Genomic DNA, 16,239 nt, shown 5'->3' with positions numbered 1-16,239 from the left:
ACGACTTCGCTTGACCGCGGAGTCCGCGTGGGGGAATCTAGCCGGGAAGGAAGGGTGGGACATGGCAACGGTTGCAACGCGCGCCGCCAAGCGAGAACTGGCGCCCGATTGGCGGGATTCGCTGCGCGAAACGGCACGGCGATTCTTCGTGCGCACAGGAGGCGTGCTGCTGCTCCTTGTCAGCGTAGCCGGCGGTCTCGCGCTGGCGACGCATAATCCCAACGATCCGTCGCTGAGCACCGCCGCGGGCGGACCGCCCACCAACTGGCTGGGCAGTGTCGGCGCCTATTCGAGCGACATCCTGCTGCTTCTCTTCGGGCTTGGCGCAGCCCTGTTCGTCCCGGTCGTCGCGATCGCCGGCCTGCGGCTCTTACGGCTTCAACCGGTCGCAGGAATTGGCCGCGGGTTGTTGCTGGCAGCGGTCGGCGCCGTGCTGCTCGGTGTCGCTCTAGGCCTCACGAGTGCTTCCGCAGTTTCAGGCCTGCCTTCAGGCTGGGGCGGTGCCCTCGGCCTGGGCGCGGCACATGGCGTCGACGCGCTAGTGAACCTGATTCCTAACGCACAGATCGCTGGCCCTGCACGCCTCGCGCTGTTGCTGCTGTTTGGTCTGGCGGGTCTTGCCGTCGGCTTCTTCGCCCTAGGCTTGGCCGAAGAAGAGCGGGGCTGGCTTCGTGGTCTGGTGCAGCGCGAGCCGCGCGAACGTCGCGCCGCACCGCGTCGTACGGAAATCGTGGAAGATCGTCCTGCCGCGGCTGCGCCGCCTCGACCCAAGCCGACCGTAGCGGTCGCCGAACCCGCTCGCGCCGTCGCTCCGGCGGCCAAGCCGGCCGGCCGCAAGCCGTCAAGCGCGCAGCCGACGCTGGCCCTTGGCGACAGCTACGTACTGCCGACCATTGACCTGCTGGCCCCGCCGCCCAAGGAGACCCGCCAACAGATCGACCGCGCCGGCCTCGAACGGAACGCCCGCCTGCTCGAGACCGTCCTCGAAGACTTCAAGGTTCGCGGCGACATCGTCGAGGTTCGCCCCGGACCCGTCGTCACCATGTACGAGCTGGAACCCGCGAGCGGCGTCAAATCGAGCCGCGTGATCGCGTTGGCCGATGACATTGCTCGCAACATGTCGGCGCTGTCGGCACGCGTCGCGACGATCCCGGGTCGAAGCGTCATCGGCATCGAACTGCCCAACCAGAAGCGCGAGATGGTGTCGCTGTCCGAACTGGTCGGAAGCCAGGCGTTCGAAGATCAGAACATGTCGCTGCCGCTGATCCTCGGCAAGAATATCGCCGGCGATCCGGTCATAGCCGACCTCGCGCCGATGCCGCACCTGCTTGTCGCCGGCACCACCGGATCGGGCAAATCCGTCGGCCTCAACTGCATGATCCTCTCGCTCCTGTACCGCTACGGGCCGGACCAGGTGAAGATGATCATGATCGATCCTAAGATGCTCGAGCTCAGCATCTACGACGACATTCCGCACCTGCTGTCGCCAGTCGTGACAGAACCCGGCAAGGCTGTCCGCGCGCTCAAATGGACCGTCGAGCAGATGGAGGAGCGCTATCGCATGATGGCGAACCTCGGCGTCCGCGCTTTGCCCAGCTTCAACGCCAAGGTGCGTGAGGCGCGCGCCAAGGGCGCCAAGCTCGGCCGCCGCGTCCAGACCGGCTACGACGCCGATACCGGCCAGCCGCTCTACGAAACCGAAGCACTGGAATATGACGTGCTGCCGCAGATCGTGGTTGTGGTCGACGAGCTCGCCGACCTGATGATGACCGCCGGCAAGGAGGTCGAGTTCCTGATCCAGCGCTTGGCGCAGAAGGCGCGCGCTGCGGGCATCCACCTGATCATGGCGACGCAGCGGCCGTCGGTCGACGTCATCACCGGCGTCATCAAGGCCAATTTGCCGACCCGCGTCAGCTTTCAGGTCACCAGCAAGATCGATAGCCGCACCATCCTTGGTGAGCAGGGCGCGGAGCAGCTGCTGGGCAAGGGCGACATGCTCTACATGCCCGGCGGCAAGCAGATCATCCGCGTCCACGGACCGTTCGTCAGCGACGAGGAAGTCCGCGCGGTCGCCGAGCATTGGCGGCGTCAGGGCGCGCCGGACTATGTTCAGGCTGTCACCGAGGAGCCGGAAGACGGCGGCTACCTGTTCGACGGCCAGCCGACAGGCGAGGACGACGCCGAGACCCAGCTATTCCGCAAGGCGGTTCAGATCGTCGCCGAAAGCCAGAAAGCCTCGACCTCCTACCTCCAGCGGCAGCTTCGCGTCGGCTATAATAGCGCTGCGCGGCTCATCGAGCGGATGGAGAAAGAGGGCCTGGTCGGGCAGCCCGACCACGTCGGTCGCCGCGAAGTCCTGATCGATCCTGACGGGCATCCGATCTGAGCCTGAACGTGCCGGAACCGAAAGGTTCAGTCCGCATTCAAAGCCGGAACGCCAGAAGACAGGCAAAATCCCAGGAGTTTTGAATGTTCAGCAAGTCCTTTGCGCGCGCCCTTGTTCCAGCGGCCATCGTCGCCGCGGTCCCGGCCAGCGCGGCGGCCCCATCGCCCGACCTCGCCCGCCTCAAGGCGCACCTGTCTGGCGTCCAGACAATGACTGCCAATTTTACGCAGATCGATGCTCGCGGCCGTGCTGCGACTGGCACGCTGCAGATGAAACGGCCTGGCCGCATCCGCTTCCAATATGGCGGCAACGACCTCCTGCTGGTCGCCGACGGCAAGCGACTGACCTTCCTCGATTATACCGTCGGGCAGAAGTCGAGTTGGCCGCTGTCGCGGACGCCGCTCGGACCGCTTCTGTCGGGATCGCCGGACTTCAACGGCAAGGCGGAGATCCTGCCGAGTACCGACAACCGCATCGTCGTCGCCCGGGCCAAAAGCGCTGGGCAATATGGCCAGCTGACGCTCGCCTTTCTGCGCAACGCGTCCGCTCCGGGCGGGCTTCAGCTCTACGGCTGGACGGCCATTGACCCGCAAAACAACCGCACCACAGTCAAATTGACGAACGTCCGCTTCAATGTCGCCGTGCCCGAAAGCGCGTTCACCTACGCGGAGCCAAAGAAGAAGCGATAATTCGTTTCTTTTTGCGACTTGTTCATCGCGGCGTCAGGGGAGACGTCATATGGGGCATCGTGATCCTGTGGCTTGGGGTTTCCCCCTGTTACCCTTGCGATCGGGATCCCTTGCGTGACTTACGCTCGGTCGGCCCTCGCTCCATGCCCCCGGAGCGGGGGCCTTTCGTATTCTGGGCGGGGCAGGCTAAGCGGCAGCCGTGAAGATTGCGTCCTGGAACATCAACTCGGTCCGCGCGCGTCCCGCGCTGGTCGAACGGCTGATCGTCGAGCAGCAGCCGGACATCCTGTGCCTGCAGGAGACCAAGGTCGTGGACGGCATCTTCCCGACCGAGATGTTCGACCGTCACGGCTACAAGCACCGCCAGCTCAACGGACAGCGTATGCACCATGGCGTCGCGATCCTGAGCCGCGTTCCGCTCGCGGATCCGGGCAAGCACGACTGGCAGGACAATGGCGAAGCGCGGCACATCGGCGCGCGGCTCGAATGCGGCATCCGCATCGAGAACGTTTACGTCCCCGCGGGAGGCGACACACCTGACCGTCACCTCAATCCCAAGTTCGGGCAGAAGCTCGACTTTATCGAGCGCATGACCCGCTGGTCCGAGGGGCTCCGCGAGCCGACCATCATCGTCGGCGACTTCAACGTCGCGCCGCTGGAGTGCGACGTGTGGAGTCACAAGGCGCTCATCAACGTCGTCAGCCACACGCCGGTCGAGGTCGAGGCGCTCGGCCGGCTGCAGCAGGCGCATGACTGGATCGATATCGGCCGCAGGTTCGTGCCCCCGCCCGAGCGGCTGTTCACCTGGTGGAGCTATCGCTCACCCGACTGGACGAAGAATGACCGTGGCCGCCGCCTTGATCACATGTGGGCCTCGCCGACGCTCGCGGGTCACCTCAAGGCCCATGCCGTGCTTGAACCGTGCCGGAACTGGGAACGGCCGTCGGACCACGTCCCGCTGATTTGCGAGATCGACGTTTGACACACAGCCCCGTCCGCGCCGCGATCGCGAGCTTGCGTGCTGGGCGGGCGGTGCGGATTCACGGAACGATGCCGGTCGCGGTGCTCGCCGTGGAAACCGCGACGCATGAATTGTTGGATCTGCTCGATCCAAAACACGAAGCGCACTTGCTGATCAGCGGCCAGCGCGCTGCCGCCCTGAACCTGGCGAATGAACGCGAGGCTGCGGATCCCGCCGCCCCGGTCGTTATCGCTCGGGCCGGTTGGCTCGATGCGCGTACGGCCCTGGCGCTGGCCGATCCCGGCCGTGACGTTGAACGCGCGCCGGCGGGACCGCTCCAGCCAGTCAGCACGCCTTGCGCTGAGACCGGAAGTGCCGCGCTGGATCTCGCCCGGAGTGCCGGGTTGCTGCCCGCCCTTTGGCTGCTCAACCCGACAGCGGCGACGACCGCCGTCAGCGTGGCGGACATCGAGGAGGCGCGCCGGAATCCCAAGGTGGAGATCGTGGCTCGCGCGAAACTCCCGCTCGACGACTTGCCCCCAACGCAGATCGTCGCCTTTCGCGCGATGGACGATGGCCAGCAGCATATCGCGCTCGTCATTGGCGCGTTCGGCGGCCGCCCGCCACTGGTGCGCCTGCACAGCGAGTGCCTGACCGGCGACGTGTTCGGTTCGCTCAAGTGCGATTGCGGACCGCAGCTTCGAGAGGCGCTCCGGATCATCGGCGAAGCCGGCGGCGGCGTGCTCCTCTACTTGCGACAGGAAGGTCGCGGGATTGGTCTGGCCAACAAGGTTCGCGCCTATGCGTTGCAGGACCGGGGCCTCGATACTGTCGACGCCAATCAGCGGCTCGGCTTTGCCGACGACCTCCGCGATTACGGACCCGCCGCGGCGATGCTCCGCGCTTTAGGCATCGACGAAGTTCGCCTGCTTACGAACAATCCCAGCAAGGTCGATGGCCTGGTGGCCGCCGGAATCCGGGTCGCGGAGCGAGTGGCGCATCATATGCCCACCAACCCGCACAACGCAGACTATATCGCCACGAAGCAGCGGCGCAGCGGTCACTTGGGCGGCTAAGCCAGTCCGAGCAGTCGCGAGACATCCGCGAAGCTGTGCGCAATGTCCTTAACGCCAAGGGCCCGCAACATGTCCGCATGCCCGTCGAGACAATGCGACCCTGCCGCCAGCCCGATGACACGCCCGCCCGACGCCAGCGCGCCCGTCGCGCCGACGCGCGAATCCTCGATGATCGCGCACTCGTCGATCGACACCTCAAGCGAGCGCGCCGCGTGGAGATAAAGATCCGGCGCGGGCTTGCCGCGCTCGACATGCTCGGCGCCACTGTAAAGGTGGTCGCCGAAAGCGTCGGCTAAGCCGAGATGATTGAGGTGACCCTGCATCCAGCGCGTTGAGCTGGACGAAGCGACGGCAAGCGGCATCTCCGGGGGAAGTGATCGCACAAACTCGATTGCACCCGCCACGGCGGCAATGCCTTCGCGCAGCACGCGCCGGCCGCTTTCCTTCATCCGCGGTTGATAGTCGGCCGGGAGCGGCGCACCGATCTTGCTCTCGATCGCCGAGACCACGTCCTTGCCGCTAAGGCCAACGAAGTGAGTTAGCGCCTCCTCGACAGTCACGGGATGTCCGAGTTCGGTGAGCAGATCGGCAGCGATCCGGTTGAATTCCAGCTCGCTCTCCAGCAGCACGCCGTCGAAGTCGAAGATGATTGCCCGCGGCCGCACGCTCAGTCTTCGAACAATGCGCTGCCGACACGCACGGCAGTGGCCCCAAGCATCACTGCGGCTTTATAGTCGCTCGACATCCCCATGCTGAGACCGTTGACGTCATGACGTCGCGCAATCTTCGCCAGCAGGGCAAAAAACGGCGATGGTTCAACGCCTTGCGGCGGAATGGCCATCAAGCCCGCAAGCGGAAGCGAGGAATCGCGTACCGCTTCGATCAGGGGTCCGACTTCATCGATCGGGCAGCCACCCTTTTGCTGTTCCTCGCCGATATTCACCTGAACATAGACGGCCGGCCGCCGATCCGCCTTGACAGCCTCCTTCGCGAGAGCGTCGAGCAGCGAGACACGATCGACCGAGTGAATGACGTCGAACAACCGCACCGCCTCCGCCGCCTTGTTCGACTGCAACTGGCCGATGCCGTGCAGCCGGAGGTCCGGATACCTGGCGATGAGCGCAGGCCACTTTGACAGCGCTTCCTGCACGCGATTTTCACCGAAGTCGCGCTGGCCGACGTCGATCAGTTGCTCGATGAGCTCAACCGGATGGCCCTTGCTCACGGCGATCAGCTGCACATCGGCGGGATCGCGCTTGGCCACGATCGCCGCGCGGGCGATGTCATCCAAAATCTGCTGGCGACGTTGGGCGGGACTGCTCATTGACCTGCGCTATAGGAAGCGGCGTGACACGCCGCCAGACATTGCCGGAACGCTGGTTCATCGTAACCGGTTCGCAAACGCTTTCCGACATCCGCGAGCGGACTGGACATTACGGACTGCTGCTCCTGCCGGACGTTCCGACAGGCGTACGGACGGAAGTGAAGCGACTATCCCGGCGCCGAGCGCTTCCCCTGATCGAAGAGAAGGCGGGTGCGTCGTTCCGCGTGCACGATATGCGTGAACTGCGGCGGGCTCTCGGCCGCCGCTCGCCCATCATCTTGATCTCCCCGATCAATGCCACGCGCACCCATCCGGACTGGCAGCCCATGCCGCGCATGCGCGCGGCCACCCTCGCTCGTCTCACCAATCGGACGGCGATCGCACTCGGTGGAATGAATGCGCGGCGTTACGCGAAAATCGCGCCGCTCGGCTTCATCGGGTGGGCAGGAATTTCGGGGTTTAGAACTTGAACGCGGTGCCGACGTAGACCGCCTGGCTATCGCGCCGGTCATCACGCAGCGTCGAGGCCCGCTCGCGGTCGTAACGGACGCCGCCGGTGAGAGCGAGGCGCCGCGATAGCGAGTAGGAAGCACCGGCGTCGACCGAAACCTTATCGCCCTGGCGAAGCGCCGGCAGCGGATTGCCGGTGCTGCGTTCGGCACCAACAGCAACGCGCGTGCTCAGCTTATTGCTAAGCGAATAGCTGACGCCAAGCACCGCGGTCTCGCGACCACCAATCGCCTTGTCGGCACTCTCGGCCTTCGCGACGTCACCCGACACCGCGAATCGCTTCCAACCCACGGCAACACCGAGGTTGTAGCCCGTCGGCGTCAGCGCATTCACCGCCGCCGTCGGCGCGGCGACGCTGGCGAGCTGGGTCTGCGCCGGGGTCGCAACGCGCGCCCGGATCGCAACCCGCACCTGTGAAGGACGACCCTTGGCCGGTGCCGGCGTAAACTTGAAGTCGGTCAGCGCGAGACCCTTGCCGGCAAGTGCCGCGGCAAGCTTGGGATCCGCATTCGCCGGCGTGAATGAGGACACGGGATCGAAGCTCAACGCAATCGCCGGCGCTTTCTTCTTGGTGCCCGGCAGATTGGCCGCAATCGCAGGAGTCAGCACGAGGCCGGCCGCGGCGGCTGCCGCAACCCACTTCCCTGCCTTCTTCTGCGCGACTCTGAGCAATCCAAACTCCCTGTCACGAGTCGATATAGATAGACTCGCCCTTGGGTTCCATGAGCGGAATCGATTCATCCCGCGCCTGTTGCCTTCAGGGCACAATCGCTTCCCCGCATGGGACAGCTTGCGAGTGCGCATCGACCATCTATAACGCCGCTCAACCCATAGTTCGTCTATCAAGGACCTTTGATGAACCGCCTCAAAACGACCGCCGCCGCCGTGATGGTTCTGGCCCTCGCCACCGCCGGCTGCGCGCGCAATCGCGACCTGCCCACGACCATGGCGCCGTCGCAGGTGACGACGCTGGCCATCAACTCCTATTTGTGGCGCGCTGCGGTGGATACCGTTTCCTTCGCGCCGCTGCTGCAGGCTAATGCGCAGAATGGCGTGATCATCACTGACTGGTATGCCAATCCGCGCGCGCCGGGCGAGCGGGTGAAGCTCACCGTGGCGGTGCTCGATCCGGATTTGCGCGCTGACGCCCTGCGCGTTTCCGCAGCCCGCCAGGTCAACCAGAACGGCGCGTGGGTCGATGCGCCGGTTTCGGCCGCGACGGTCCAGAAGCTGGAGGACATCATCCTGACCCGTGCTCGCGACCTGCGCCGCGCCGCCGTCCGCGGCTAGTTTCTTGCAATGAGCAGCCGCTTCAACCCGGCTGAAGCCGATCGTCGCTGGCAGGCGCGCTGGGACGAGGCGCAGAGCTTTCGCGCAAACAGCGAAAGCGACAAGCCCAAGACCTACGTGCTGGAGATGTTCCCCTACCCATCGGGGCGCATTCACATGGGACACGTCCGCAACTACACGATGGGCGACGTCATCGCGCGCTACCGTCGGATGCAGGGGCACGAGGTGCTGCACCCGATGGGGTGGGATGCGTTCGGGATGCCGGCCGAGAATGCGGCGATGGAGCGCAAGGTCCATCCGGGCGAATGGACGTGGGCGAACATCCGGACGATGCGCGAGCAGCTGAAGCAGATCGGCTTCGCACTCGACTGGAGCCGCGAGCTCGCGACCTGCGACCCCGCCTATTATGGACACGAACAGGCGCTTTTCCTCGACCTGTTCGAGGGCGGCCTGGTCTATCGCAAGGAGAGCGAGGTCAATTGGGACCCGGTCGACATGACCGTGCTCGCCAACGAGCAGGTCATCGACGGCAAGGGCTGGCGGTCCGGGGCACAGGTCGAGCGGCGGAAGCTTGCCCAGTGGTTCCTGAAGATCACCGATTTCGCGGACGACCTGCTCGAAGGGCTGAAAGGTCTCGACGCATGGCCGGAAAAGGTCCGGCTGATGCAGGAGAATTGGATCGGCAAGAGCCAGGGCCTGCAGTTTCGCTTCCGCCTCGCCGAAGCAATTGGCGGGAGCGATTCCGTCGAGGTCTTCACAACGCGGCCGGACACCATTTTCGGCGCCAGTTTCGTCGCCGTGGCAGCCGATCACCCGATTGCGCAGGCCGCGGGAGCAGCGGATTCTGCCGCGGCGGCCTTCATTGCCGAGTGTAAGGCTGGCGGCACGAGCGCCGCCGAGCTGGAGACTGCGGAGAAGAAGGGCTTTCGCACCGCTGTCGAGGCCATTCATCCACTCAACCCGCAATGGCGCCTGCCAGTCTACATCGCGAATTTCGTGCTCATGGATTACGGCACGGGTGCAATCTTCGGTGTCCCAGGCCACGATCAACGCGATTTCGAATTTGCGAGGCAGTATCAGTTGCCCGTTCGCCGCGTTGTTGCATTCGCGCCGAATCTCGCGTCTGAGCCCATCGGCAACGAGGCGGAGAACGCGGCAGGCGTCGCCGTCAATTCCGAGTTTCTCGACGGCCTGACCACCGAGCAGGCGGCGGCGGAAATCATTCGCCGCGCCGAGTCAGCCGGCTGGGGTCATGGCACGGTGCAATACCGGCTCCGGGACTGGGGCGTTTCGCGCCAGCGCTACTGGGGCACGCCGATTCCGATCATCCATTGCGCCAGCTGCGGCCCGGTTCCGGTTCCGCGCGAGCAGCTGCCGGTCGTGCTTCCCGACGACATCGATTTCGAGAAGCCGGGCAACCCCCTAGAGCGGCACCCGACCTGGAAGCACGTCGACTGCCCCAGCTGCAATGGTCAGGCGACCCGCGAGACGGACACGCTCGACACGTTCGTCGACTCAAGTTGGTACTTCATTCGCTTCGCCAGCCAGCCGGGCGACAAGCCGTTCGACCGCGCCGAAGCGGAAAAATGGCTGCCCGTCGCGCAATATATCGGCGGCGTCGAGCATGCGATCCTGCACCTGCTCTATGCCCGCTTCTGGACACGCGCGCTCCAGCACATCGGCCGCATCGGCATGGCTGAGCCGTTCAACGGCCTCTTCACCCAGGGCATGGTCACGCACGAAACCTATCGCGCCGGCGACGGCAGCTGGCTGAGCCCAGGCGAAGTCCGCAAGGAAGGCGACGACTGGGTGCACATCGAAAGTGGACATCCGGTCACCGCCGGCCGCGTCGAGAAGATGTCCAAATCCAAGCGCAATACGGTCGATCCCGAGCCGATCCTCGCCAAATACGGCGCGGACGCGGTGCGCTGGTTCATGCTCTCCGACAGCCCGCCCGAACGCGACCTCGAATGGTCGGAAGCCAGCATCGAAGGCGCCGCGCGCGTCGTGCAGCGCGTCTGGCGCCTGGCGACTACAGTGGCCGATGGTGAGGGCGATGATCGTGACCTGGAGCGCAAGGTCAATCGGGTTGTCTCCGCCGTCGGCGAAGCGATCGAGGGTCTGCAGTTTAACAAGGCGATCGCGCAGCTGTACGAATTGACCAGCGCCATCGAGAAAGCGCCACCTTCCGCGACTCGGCGCCCGGCCGTGAAGACTCTAGTCCTGCTCGCGGCGCCCGCGGCGCCACATCTGGCGGAAGAAGCGTGGGCGGCCCTTGGCGAAACGGGCATGATTGTCGATGCGCGATGGCCGACGTTTGATCCTGCATTGCTGGTAGACGACCAAATAACCCTCGCCGTGCAAATCAATGGCAAGCTCCGCGACACGCTCAGCGCGCCACGTGGGCTCGATCGCGCTGCTGCACAGGCGTTGGCGCTGGCATCGGAAAAGGTTCAGCGGCAGCTCGACGGCGCCGCTCCTCGCAAGGTGATCGTCGTGCCCGACCGCTTGGTGAATATCGTCGCATGAAGCGGCTCCTTCCGCCTTTTGCTATGATTGCCTTGACGGGATGCGGTCTCACGCCCGTCTATAGTGGCGGAAGCAGCGGACCCGTGGCGAGCGCGCTGCGCTCCGTGTCGGTGGCGCCGATCGATGGGCAGGCCGGATGGCTCGTGCGCAACAAATTGATCGATCGGCTGGGCGCGGAAGGAGGCAATTCGGCATATCGCCTCGAAGTGAAGCTGGACGACAACATCACCTCGTTTGGTCTGCGCAGCGACCGGGCAGCGACGCAGGAGCGGCGAACGCTGCGCGCCCGCTACCAGCTCGTCGACAGCCGCAGCGGAATGGTCGTCCTCGATGCCACTGCCGGATCCGACATGGGTATCGACATCGTCAGTTCGGAATACGCCACCGTGGCTGCCGAACAGACCGCGCTTGAGAATCTGGCCGATACCGTCGCAGATCAGATCACCGCGCGTCTGGCGCTCTACGCGTCGCGCACAGCCGGGGCGAAGTGAAGCTTAGCAAGGCTAACCTGACCCGGGCACTGGACCAGCCCAGCCGCGACATTCGCTTCTATCTCTTCCACGGGCCGGACGAAGGACAGTCACGCGCTCTCGCCGCGCGTCTGGCCGAAGGACAACAGGCAAGCCGCATCTTGCTATCTTCCGGCGCGATCAAATCCGACCCCGCAGCGCTGGTTGATCAGGCGGGCGCGCTGAGCTTGTTTGGTGGCACGCGCGTCGTGTGGATCGAACCGGCGACAAAGGACATCGAGGACGGCATAACGGCGTTACTGGAGGGCCCGCCGCCTGAGAATTTCGTCGTGGCGATTGCGGGGACCCTGACGAAAGCCTCTTCGCTCCTGAAGATAGCGGAATCCTCGCCATTGGCGGCCGCGTTCGCCTCCTATGCGCCCGAAGGTCAGGATGCCGAGCGAATGGTCGCGGATCTTGGGCGCCGGGTGGGGCTGAAGGTCAGCGCTCCGGTCGCTGCTCGCCTCGCGGATGCTTGCGGCAATGATCAGGCCATTGTGCTCCGCGAGCTTGAGAAGCTCGCCCTTTACCTTGACGCCTCTCCACATGCGCCGAAGGAGTTGGAGCACGATGCGCTTGACGACGTGGGCGCCGAGAGCGCGGAGAGCGATTTTCTACGCCTTGCGGACTTGGCCCTGGGAGGCGACATCGCGGAACTGACCGAAGAGCTAGTCCGGCTGCCAACCGGGGGAGCGGAGGCAATCCCAGTCGTGCGGTCCTTGCAGCGGCGGTTGCTGATGCTGGCCCCGGCGCGAGCGCGCATTGAGCGAGGAGAGCGCGTCGATGCCGTCATGACGTCACTTGGCCGCGCCGTCTTTTTCAAGGAAAAAGCAAGAATTCAGCGGATGCTTTCGAGATGGAAAGCCGCGGATCTCGCCATTGTGACAGAGCGGGCAAGCAGGCTGGAGCGGTCATTGATGTTTACCGATGCGCCCGAACGAGAGGCGCTGGGAGAAGAGTTGCTCGCCATTGCTCGCAAGGCGCGCAGCCTCTAGCTAAATGGGCTCGCCGGACAATCGCTGGCAAATCATGTCGAGCTGGTCGAGGCTCGAATAGTGCAGTGACACATTGCCACCCTGCCCCTTGTGCGTGACTTGCACCTTGAGTCCCAGAACATCACCTAGCTGGCGCTCAAGCGCCTCGATATCGGCGTTAACGGCCTTTGCGGCATTGCGGGCGCTGGCGCGACCAATATCGGCGCCGGGACCGGGGCGATTCCGCTCTCGTCGCGCCCGCTCCTCCGTCTGCCGGACCGAGAGCCCCTTGGCGACGACTTCACGCGTGAGCTCCTCTGGATCGACGCTGGCGGCGACTGCCCGCGCGTGACCCATGCTGATATCGCCTCGCAGGAGCGAGTCGCGCACATATTCGGGAAGGTCGAGCAATCTCAATAGGTTAGCGACGTGGCTTCTCGACTTGTGAACGATCCGGCCAATATCTTCTTGGGTGTGCTGGTGACGCTCGATGAGCTGGCGATATCCTTCGGCCTCTTCTAGCGGGTTCAGGTCCTGCCGCTGGATATTCTCGATCAACGCGAGCTCGGCCTGGGTAGAATCATCAATCTCACGAACGATTGCCGGGATTGTATGGATGCGGGCGCGCTGCGCCGCCCTCCAGCGTCGTTCACCGGCAACGATGATGTAGCCGTCGCCTTCCGCGCGCAGAAGGATCGGCTGCAGGACGCCGCGCTGACGAATGGATTCGGCGAGCTCGTCCAGCGCCTCTTCGTCAAAATGCACGCGGGGCTGGGTCGGGCTCGGCTTGATCTCGGCCAGATCAATTTCCCGCACGCCGCCCCTGCCCTGTTGCTGGCTAGCCTCATCGGCCGGACGTCGGGAAGCGCCAGCTTCGCCGAGGAGCGCCTGCAGGCCCATTCCAAGCCCCTTGGCCGGCCGTTCAGCACTCATGCGGCTACCGCCAATTGAGGCAACCGGCCGATGAGCTCGCGCGCAAGTCGGAGATACGCTTCCGAGCCGGGGCACTTCAGGTCGTAAATGAGAGCGGGCAAGCCGTGGCTTGGCGCCTCCGACAGTCGAACATTGCGCGGCACGATGGTGTCGAACACCGCCGCGCCCAGGCAAGCGCGCACATCTTCTGCTACCGCCTGCGAAAGGTTATTGCGGCGATCGAACATGGTCAGGGCAACGCCCAGGATCGAAAGATCAGGATTGAATGCGACCCGGATGCGCTCAACGGTCTGAAGAAGCTGACTCAGACCCTCGAGCGCAAAGAATTCGCACTGAAGCGGCACTAGTAAGTGGCGCGCCGCGACGAGCGCATTCACGGTGAGCAGTCCCAAGGACGGGGGACAATCGATGAGGCAGATATCCCAGCGGCCGACCGGCGCCGACGAAAGAGCCTTGTCCAGCCGATGCGCACGATCATCCAAGCCGACCATCTCCACCTCGGCTCCGGAAAGATCCTGAGTGGCAGGGAGCAGGTCTAGTCTGGGTACACGCGTCGCAACTGCCGCGTCGGTTGGCGAAGCGCTGCCGATCAGCACATCATAACTTGAGCGCTCTCGCTGCGCATGCGTAATTCCGAGCCCGGTCGACGCATTTCCCTGCGGGTCAAGATCGACCAGCAGCACCCGCCAGCCGATCGCCGCCAACGCGGTCGCAAGATTAATCGCGGTCGTCGTCTTGCCAACGCCGCCCTTCTGGTTCGCAACCGCAATGCGGATCATCTTCTAGCCACTCCCGTCGCCACGATGATGCGAGATTCTGGATCCGTGACGCTATGTTCCACGTGAAACACACCTTGCCACTGCTTCCTTGCTTCGGCCAGTTCCATCAGGGCGCTTTTGCCCTTCGGAAGCGCCCACACGGTGTTTCTTGTGGACAAATGCGAGGATAACGCCAGCAGATCGGCGAGCCTCGTGACGGCCCTCGCTGTAATCGTTTCGAACCTGCCAGAAGCGCGCTCGACCTTCATTGGAAGAACCGTCGCCGCTAAATCGAGGCGCTCCACGATCTTGTGGAGAAATTCGGCCCTTAGCCGTCGCGGCTCAATCAGGCAGACTTGGCCCTCCGCCAGGCAAGCCACAACGACCCCCGGAAGGCCCGCGCCAGAGCCAATGTCCGCCCAACTCGCCCCTGTATAGCGCTCGAACCGCACCAACTGTGCGCAATCGATAATATGACGCTCCCACAGCTGATCGAGGGTTGACGGCGAGATAAGGTTTTGACGCCCAGCCTCCTCTCTCAATAGCGCGACGTAGCAAGATATCCGCTCAAATGTTTCACGTGAAACATCGCGCCCTACCGCGGCGGATAAGCGCGATATCAGGCGGCTCTGCGACATACAGCCACGTACAACGCCGATAGGGCTGCTGGAGTGACCCCTGGAACCCGCGACGCCTGATCAAGGGTTTCAGGACCGGCTGCCTCTAATCGCTCCACCATCTCAGTTGAGAGTCCGGGAACGACACCGAAATCGAAGCCTGGCGGAAGAGCGACAGCCGCATCGCGACGGACTGTTTCCCACTCACGCCGTTGGCGCTCTACATAGGGTGCATAGAGGGCATCCGCACGACCTTCCGCGGTGTCCCCCCACGCCTGGCTATTGCGGCTACCGAGGTGGGTCACAACTTGGGTCTGGCGCGCGGGCGTAAGACATCCGGCCTCTATGGCCGCCTCGCCCAACCGTGAAGTCGCATTGTCTGCACGCAGATACAGCCGGTGTTCGGCGCGGGCGGTCATCATACGGTATGGCTCGCTGACGCCTTGCAGCGTCAGGTCATCAATCATCACGCCAATGTAAGAGGTTCGCCGGTCGAACTTCACCGGAGCCACGCCGAGCGCGGTAGCAGCAGCGTTAAGGCCTGCCACCAGACCTTGGGCGGCGGCCTCTTCGTAACCCGTCGTGCCGTTGATCTGGCCGGCGAGGAACAGCGCGGAGATCTCCCTTGTCTCCAATGTTTGCCCCAGCCGTCGCGGGTCGACGAACTCATACTCGACCGCATAGCCCGGCCGCACGATGGCCGCTCTTTCCAGACCCGGGATGGACCGGACGAAATCCTGCTGAACATCGACCGGAAGCGACGTAGAAATGCCGTTGGGATAGACGAGTGGATCGCCCAGACCCTCCGGCTCAAGGAAAATTTGATGCGCGTCCCGGTCAGGAAAGCGTTTCACCTTGTCTTCAATCGAGGGACAATAGCGCGGACCGCGCCCCTCGATGTCGCCGGAGAAGAGAGGCGAACGATCAAAATTCTGTTGGATGATCTCGTGGGTGTGCTTCGTCGTTCGAGAAATGGCGCAACACAATTGCGGAATGGACGCTCCGGTTTCGAGCGCTGACATGTGCCATGCTTCCACATCGCTGGGCTGATCCTGCAGACGCGACCAATCGATTGTTCGACCATCGAGACGCGGCGGCGTCCCTGTCTTCAGTCGCCCCTGCCCCAGTCCAAGCTCGCGCAGCAGGCTGGCCATCGGTCCAGAGCTTCGCTCGCCCCGTCGGCCACCCGCTTCGGTCTGGGCACCGACGAACATTTTAGCGTCCAGGAAGGTGCCGGTTGCGAGAACTACGGCACGACATTCAATGTCCCCATCGGCGGTCGTCACCCCGACTACGCGCCCGCTATCCAAACGAAGCCCAGTCGCCTCCGTGATGATCAGATCGATGGACGATCCAGCAAGCATCTCCACGACAGCTTCGCGATACAGACGTCGATCAGCCTGAACGCGCGGCCCCCACACCGCCGGACCTTTGCTGCGATTGAGCATTCGTCTGTGAATTGCCGCGCGATCCGCGGCTCTCGCCATCAAGCCGTCGAACACGTCGACTTCCCGCACAAGATGACCCTTGCCGACCCCTCCTATCGAAGGGTTGCATGACATTTGGCCAATGTCCGCCTCCCGAAAGGTTAGAAGGGCTACTCGTGCACCCCGACGAGCCGCCGCCGCTGCCGCTTCGCAACCCGCGTGGCCTGCGCCGATAACCGAGACATCGTACATGACG

16 protein-coding genes are annotated in these 16,239 nt (G+C 64.1%); 9 read left to right on the top strand and 7 right to left on the bottom strand.

Going from position 1 to position 16,239, the window contains the following annotated elements; all coding sequences use genetic code 11:
• The first annotated feature begins 61 nt into the window (after nucleotides 1-61).
• From QU596_RS09200 to ribA, 4 genes are all read left to right on the top strand, one after another.
• On the top strand, nucleotides 62-2,386 hold the full coding sequence (locus QU596_RS09200; protein WP_308515181.1) for an FtsK/SpoIIIE family DNA translocase: 2,325 nt from the start codon (nucleotides 62-64) through the stop codon (nucleotides 2,384-2,386).
• An 83-nt stretch (nucleotides 2,387-2,469) separates the two neighbouring features.
• The gene (locus QU596_RS09195; protein ID WP_308515179.1) at nucleotides 2,470-3,075 is read left to right on the top strand and encodes a LolA family protein; all 606 of its coding nucleotides are present in this window, start codon (nucleotides 2,470-2,472) and stop codon (nucleotides 3,073-3,075) included.
• Between the two features lie 199 nt (nucleotides 3,076-3,274).
• Nucleotides 3,275-4,057, top strand: coding sequence for an exodeoxyribonuclease III (locus tag QU596_RS09190; protein ID WP_308515177.1), 783 nt, complete (start codon nucleotides 3,275-3,277; stop codon nucleotides 4,055-4,057).
• Nucleotides 4,058-4,125: 68 nt separating this feature from the next.
• Complete coding sequence (gene ribA, locus QU596_RS09185) at nucleotides 4,126-5,112, top strand: GTP cyclohydrolase II (protein WP_308515175.1); 987 nt, start codon at nucleotides 4,126-4,128, stop codon at nucleotides 5,110-5,112.
• Here the strand turns inward: ribA and QU596_RS09180 are convergent.
• Both QU596_RS09180 and QU596_RS09175 read right to left on the bottom strand, forming a co-directional pair.
• Nucleotides 5,109-5,777, bottom strand: a complete 669-nt coding sequence (locus tag QU596_RS09180) for an HAD family hydrolase (protein ID WP_308515173.1) — start codon at nucleotides 5,775-5,777, stop codon at nucleotides 5,109-5,111. The two genes, ribA and QU596_RS09180, sit on opposite strands and share 4 nt — an antisense overlap.
• 2 nt (nucleotides 5,778-5,779) lie before the next feature.
• Nucleotides 5,780-6,436 (bottom strand): YggS family pyridoxal phosphate-dependent enzyme, encoded by a 657-nt coding sequence (locus QU596_RS09175; protein WP_308515171.1) that lies wholly within the window; start codon nucleotides 6,434-6,436, stop codon nucleotides 5,780-5,782.
• A gap of 23 nt (nucleotides 6,437-6,459) precedes the next feature.
• Here QU596_RS09175 and QU596_RS09170 point away from each other — a divergent pair, with 23 nt between their 5' ends.
• On the top strand, nucleotides 6,460-6,906 hold the full coding sequence (locus tag QU596_RS09170) for a thiamine phosphate synthase (protein WP_308515169.1): 447 nt from the start codon (nucleotides 6,460-6,462) through the stop codon (nucleotides 6,904-6,906).
• Here QU596_RS09170 and QU596_RS09165 read toward each other — a convergent pair.
• Nucleotides 6,896-7,618, bottom strand: a complete 723-nt coding sequence (locus QU596_RS09165) for a porin (protein ID WP_308515167.1) — start codon at nucleotides 7,616-7,618, stop codon at nucleotides 6,896-6,898. The two genes, QU596_RS09170 and QU596_RS09165, sit on opposite strands and share 11 nt — an antisense overlap.
• Nucleotides 7,619-7,801: 183 nt before the next feature.
• Between QU596_RS09165 and QU596_RS09160 the strand changes: the two genes are divergently transcribed.
• From QU596_RS09160 to holA, 4 genes are read left to right on the top strand one after another with little or no spacing between them, the layout of a single operon-like run.
• Nucleotides 7,802-8,236 (top strand): DUF3576 domain-containing protein, encoded by a 435-nt coding sequence (locus tag QU596_RS09160; protein ID WP_420030908.1) that lies wholly within the window; start codon nucleotides 7,802-7,804, stop codon nucleotides 8,234-8,236.
• Between the two features lie 9 nt (nucleotides 8,237-8,245).
• Nucleotides 8,246-10,765: a leucine--tRNA ligase gene (gene leuS / locus QU596_RS09155; protein WP_308515164.1), complete on the top strand. Its 2,520-nt coding sequence runs from the start codon at nucleotides 8,246-8,248 to the stop codon at nucleotides 10,763-10,765.
• On the top strand, nucleotides 10,762-11,256 hold the full coding sequence (gene lptE, locus QU596_RS09150; protein ID WP_308515162.1) for an LPS assembly lipoprotein LptE: 495 nt from the start codon (nucleotides 10,762-10,764) through the stop codon (nucleotides 11,254-11,256). Before leuS ends, lptE begins: the two co-directional genes overlap by 4 nt.
• Nucleotides 11,253-12,269 carry a DNA polymerase III subunit delta gene (gene holA / locus QU596_RS09145; protein ID WP_308515160.1) on the top strand — a complete coding sequence of 339 codons (1,017 nt, stop codon included), beginning with the start codon at nucleotides 11,253-11,255 and terminating at the stop codon, nucleotides 12,267-12,269. Before lptE ends, holA begins: the two co-directional genes overlap by 4 nt.
• Here holA and QU596_RS09140 read toward each other — a convergent pair whose 3' ends face one another.
• The 4 genes from QU596_RS09140 to mnmG are packed head-to-tail and all read right to left on the bottom strand — an operon-like array spanning nucleotide 12,270 to nucleotide 16,235.
• Nucleotides 12,270-13,181, bottom strand: coding sequence for a ParB/RepB/Spo0J family partition protein (locus QU596_RS09140; RefSeq protein ID WP_308515158.1), 912 nt, complete (start codon nucleotides 13,179-13,181; stop codon nucleotides 12,270-12,272).
• The gene (locus QU596_RS09135; RefSeq protein WP_308515157.1) at nucleotides 13,178-13,960 is read right to left on the bottom strand and encodes a ParA family protein; all 783 of its coding nucleotides are present in this window, start codon (nucleotides 13,958-13,960) and stop codon (nucleotides 13,178-13,180) included. The genes QU596_RS09140 and QU596_RS09135 overlap by 4 nt, the downstream gene beginning before the upstream one ends.
• Complete coding sequence (gene rsmG / locus QU596_RS09130) at nucleotides 13,957-14,577, bottom strand: 16S rRNA (guanine(527)-N(7))-methyltransferase RsmG (RefSeq protein ID WP_308515156.1); 621 nt, start codon at nucleotides 14,575-14,577, stop codon at nucleotides 13,957-13,959. The genes QU596_RS09135 and rsmG overlap by 4 nt, the downstream gene beginning before the upstream one ends.
• Nucleotides 14,559-16,235 carry a tRNA uridine-5-carboxymethylaminomethyl(34) synthesis enzyme MnmG gene (gene mnmG / locus QU596_RS09125; protein WP_308515154.1) on the bottom strand — a complete coding sequence of 559 codons (1,677 nt, stop codon included), beginning with the start codon at nucleotides 16,233-16,235 and terminating at the stop codon, nucleotides 14,559-14,561. Before mnmG ends, rsmG begins: the two co-directional genes overlap by 19 nt.
• Nucleotides 16,236-16,239 lie beyond the last annotated feature (4 nt).

The sequence above is a fragment of the Sphingomonas flavescens genome (assembly GCF_030866745.1).
Taxonomy (GTDB): domain Bacteria; phylum Pseudomonadota; class Alphaproteobacteria; order Sphingomonadales; family Sphingomonadaceae; genus Sphingomicrobium; species Sphingomicrobium flavescens.
The sequence above is the reverse complement of the archived record's forward strand: the minus strand, read 5'-3'. Positions and strand labels throughout refer to the sequence as shown.

Bases quoted from the DNA above. Each gene is read 5' to 3' on its own strand.
- QU596_RS09140 (WP_308515158.1), bottom strand. From the start codon at position 13,181: ATGAGTGCTGAACGGCCGGCCAAGGGGCTTGGAATGGGCCTGCAGGCG.
- lptE (WP_308515162.1), top strand. From the start codon at position 10,762: ATGAAGCGGCTCCTTCCGCCTTTTGCTATGATTGCCTTGACGGGATGC.
- QU596_RS09200 (WP_308515181.1), top strand. From the start codon at position 62: ATGGCAACGGTTGCAACGCGCGCCGCCAAGCGAGAACTGGCGCCCGAT.
- mnmG (WP_308515154.1), bottom strand. From the start codon at position 16,235: ATGTACGATGTCTCGGTTATCGGCGCAGGCCACGCGGGTTGCGAAGCG.
- ribA (WP_308515175.1), top strand. From the start codon at position 4,126: ATGCCGGTCGCGGTGCTCGCCGTGGAAACCGCGACGCATGAATTGTTG.
- leuS (WP_308515164.1), top strand. From the start codon at position 8,246: ATGAGCAGCCGCTTCAACCCGGCTGAAGCCGATCGTCGCTGGCAGGCG.
- QU596_RS09195 (WP_308515179.1), top strand. From the start codon at position 2,470: ATGTTCAGCAAGTCCTTTGCGCGCGCCCTTGTTCCAGCGGCCATCGTC.
- QU596_RS09175 (WP_308515171.1), bottom strand. From the start codon at position 6,436: ATGAGCAGTCCCGCCCAACGTCGCCAGCAGATTTTGGATGACATCGCC.
- QU596_RS09160 (WP_420030908.1), top strand. From the start codon at position 7,802: ATGAACCGCCTCAAAACGACCGCCGCCGCCGTGATGGTTCTGGCCCTC.
- rsmG (WP_308515156.1), bottom strand. From the start codon at position 14,577: ATGTCGCAGAGCCGCCTGATATCGCGCTTATCCGCCGCGGTAGGGCGC.
- QU596_RS09135 (WP_308515157.1), bottom strand. From the start codon at position 13,960: ATGATCCGCATTGCGGTTGCGAACCAGAAGGGCGGCGTTGGCAAGACG.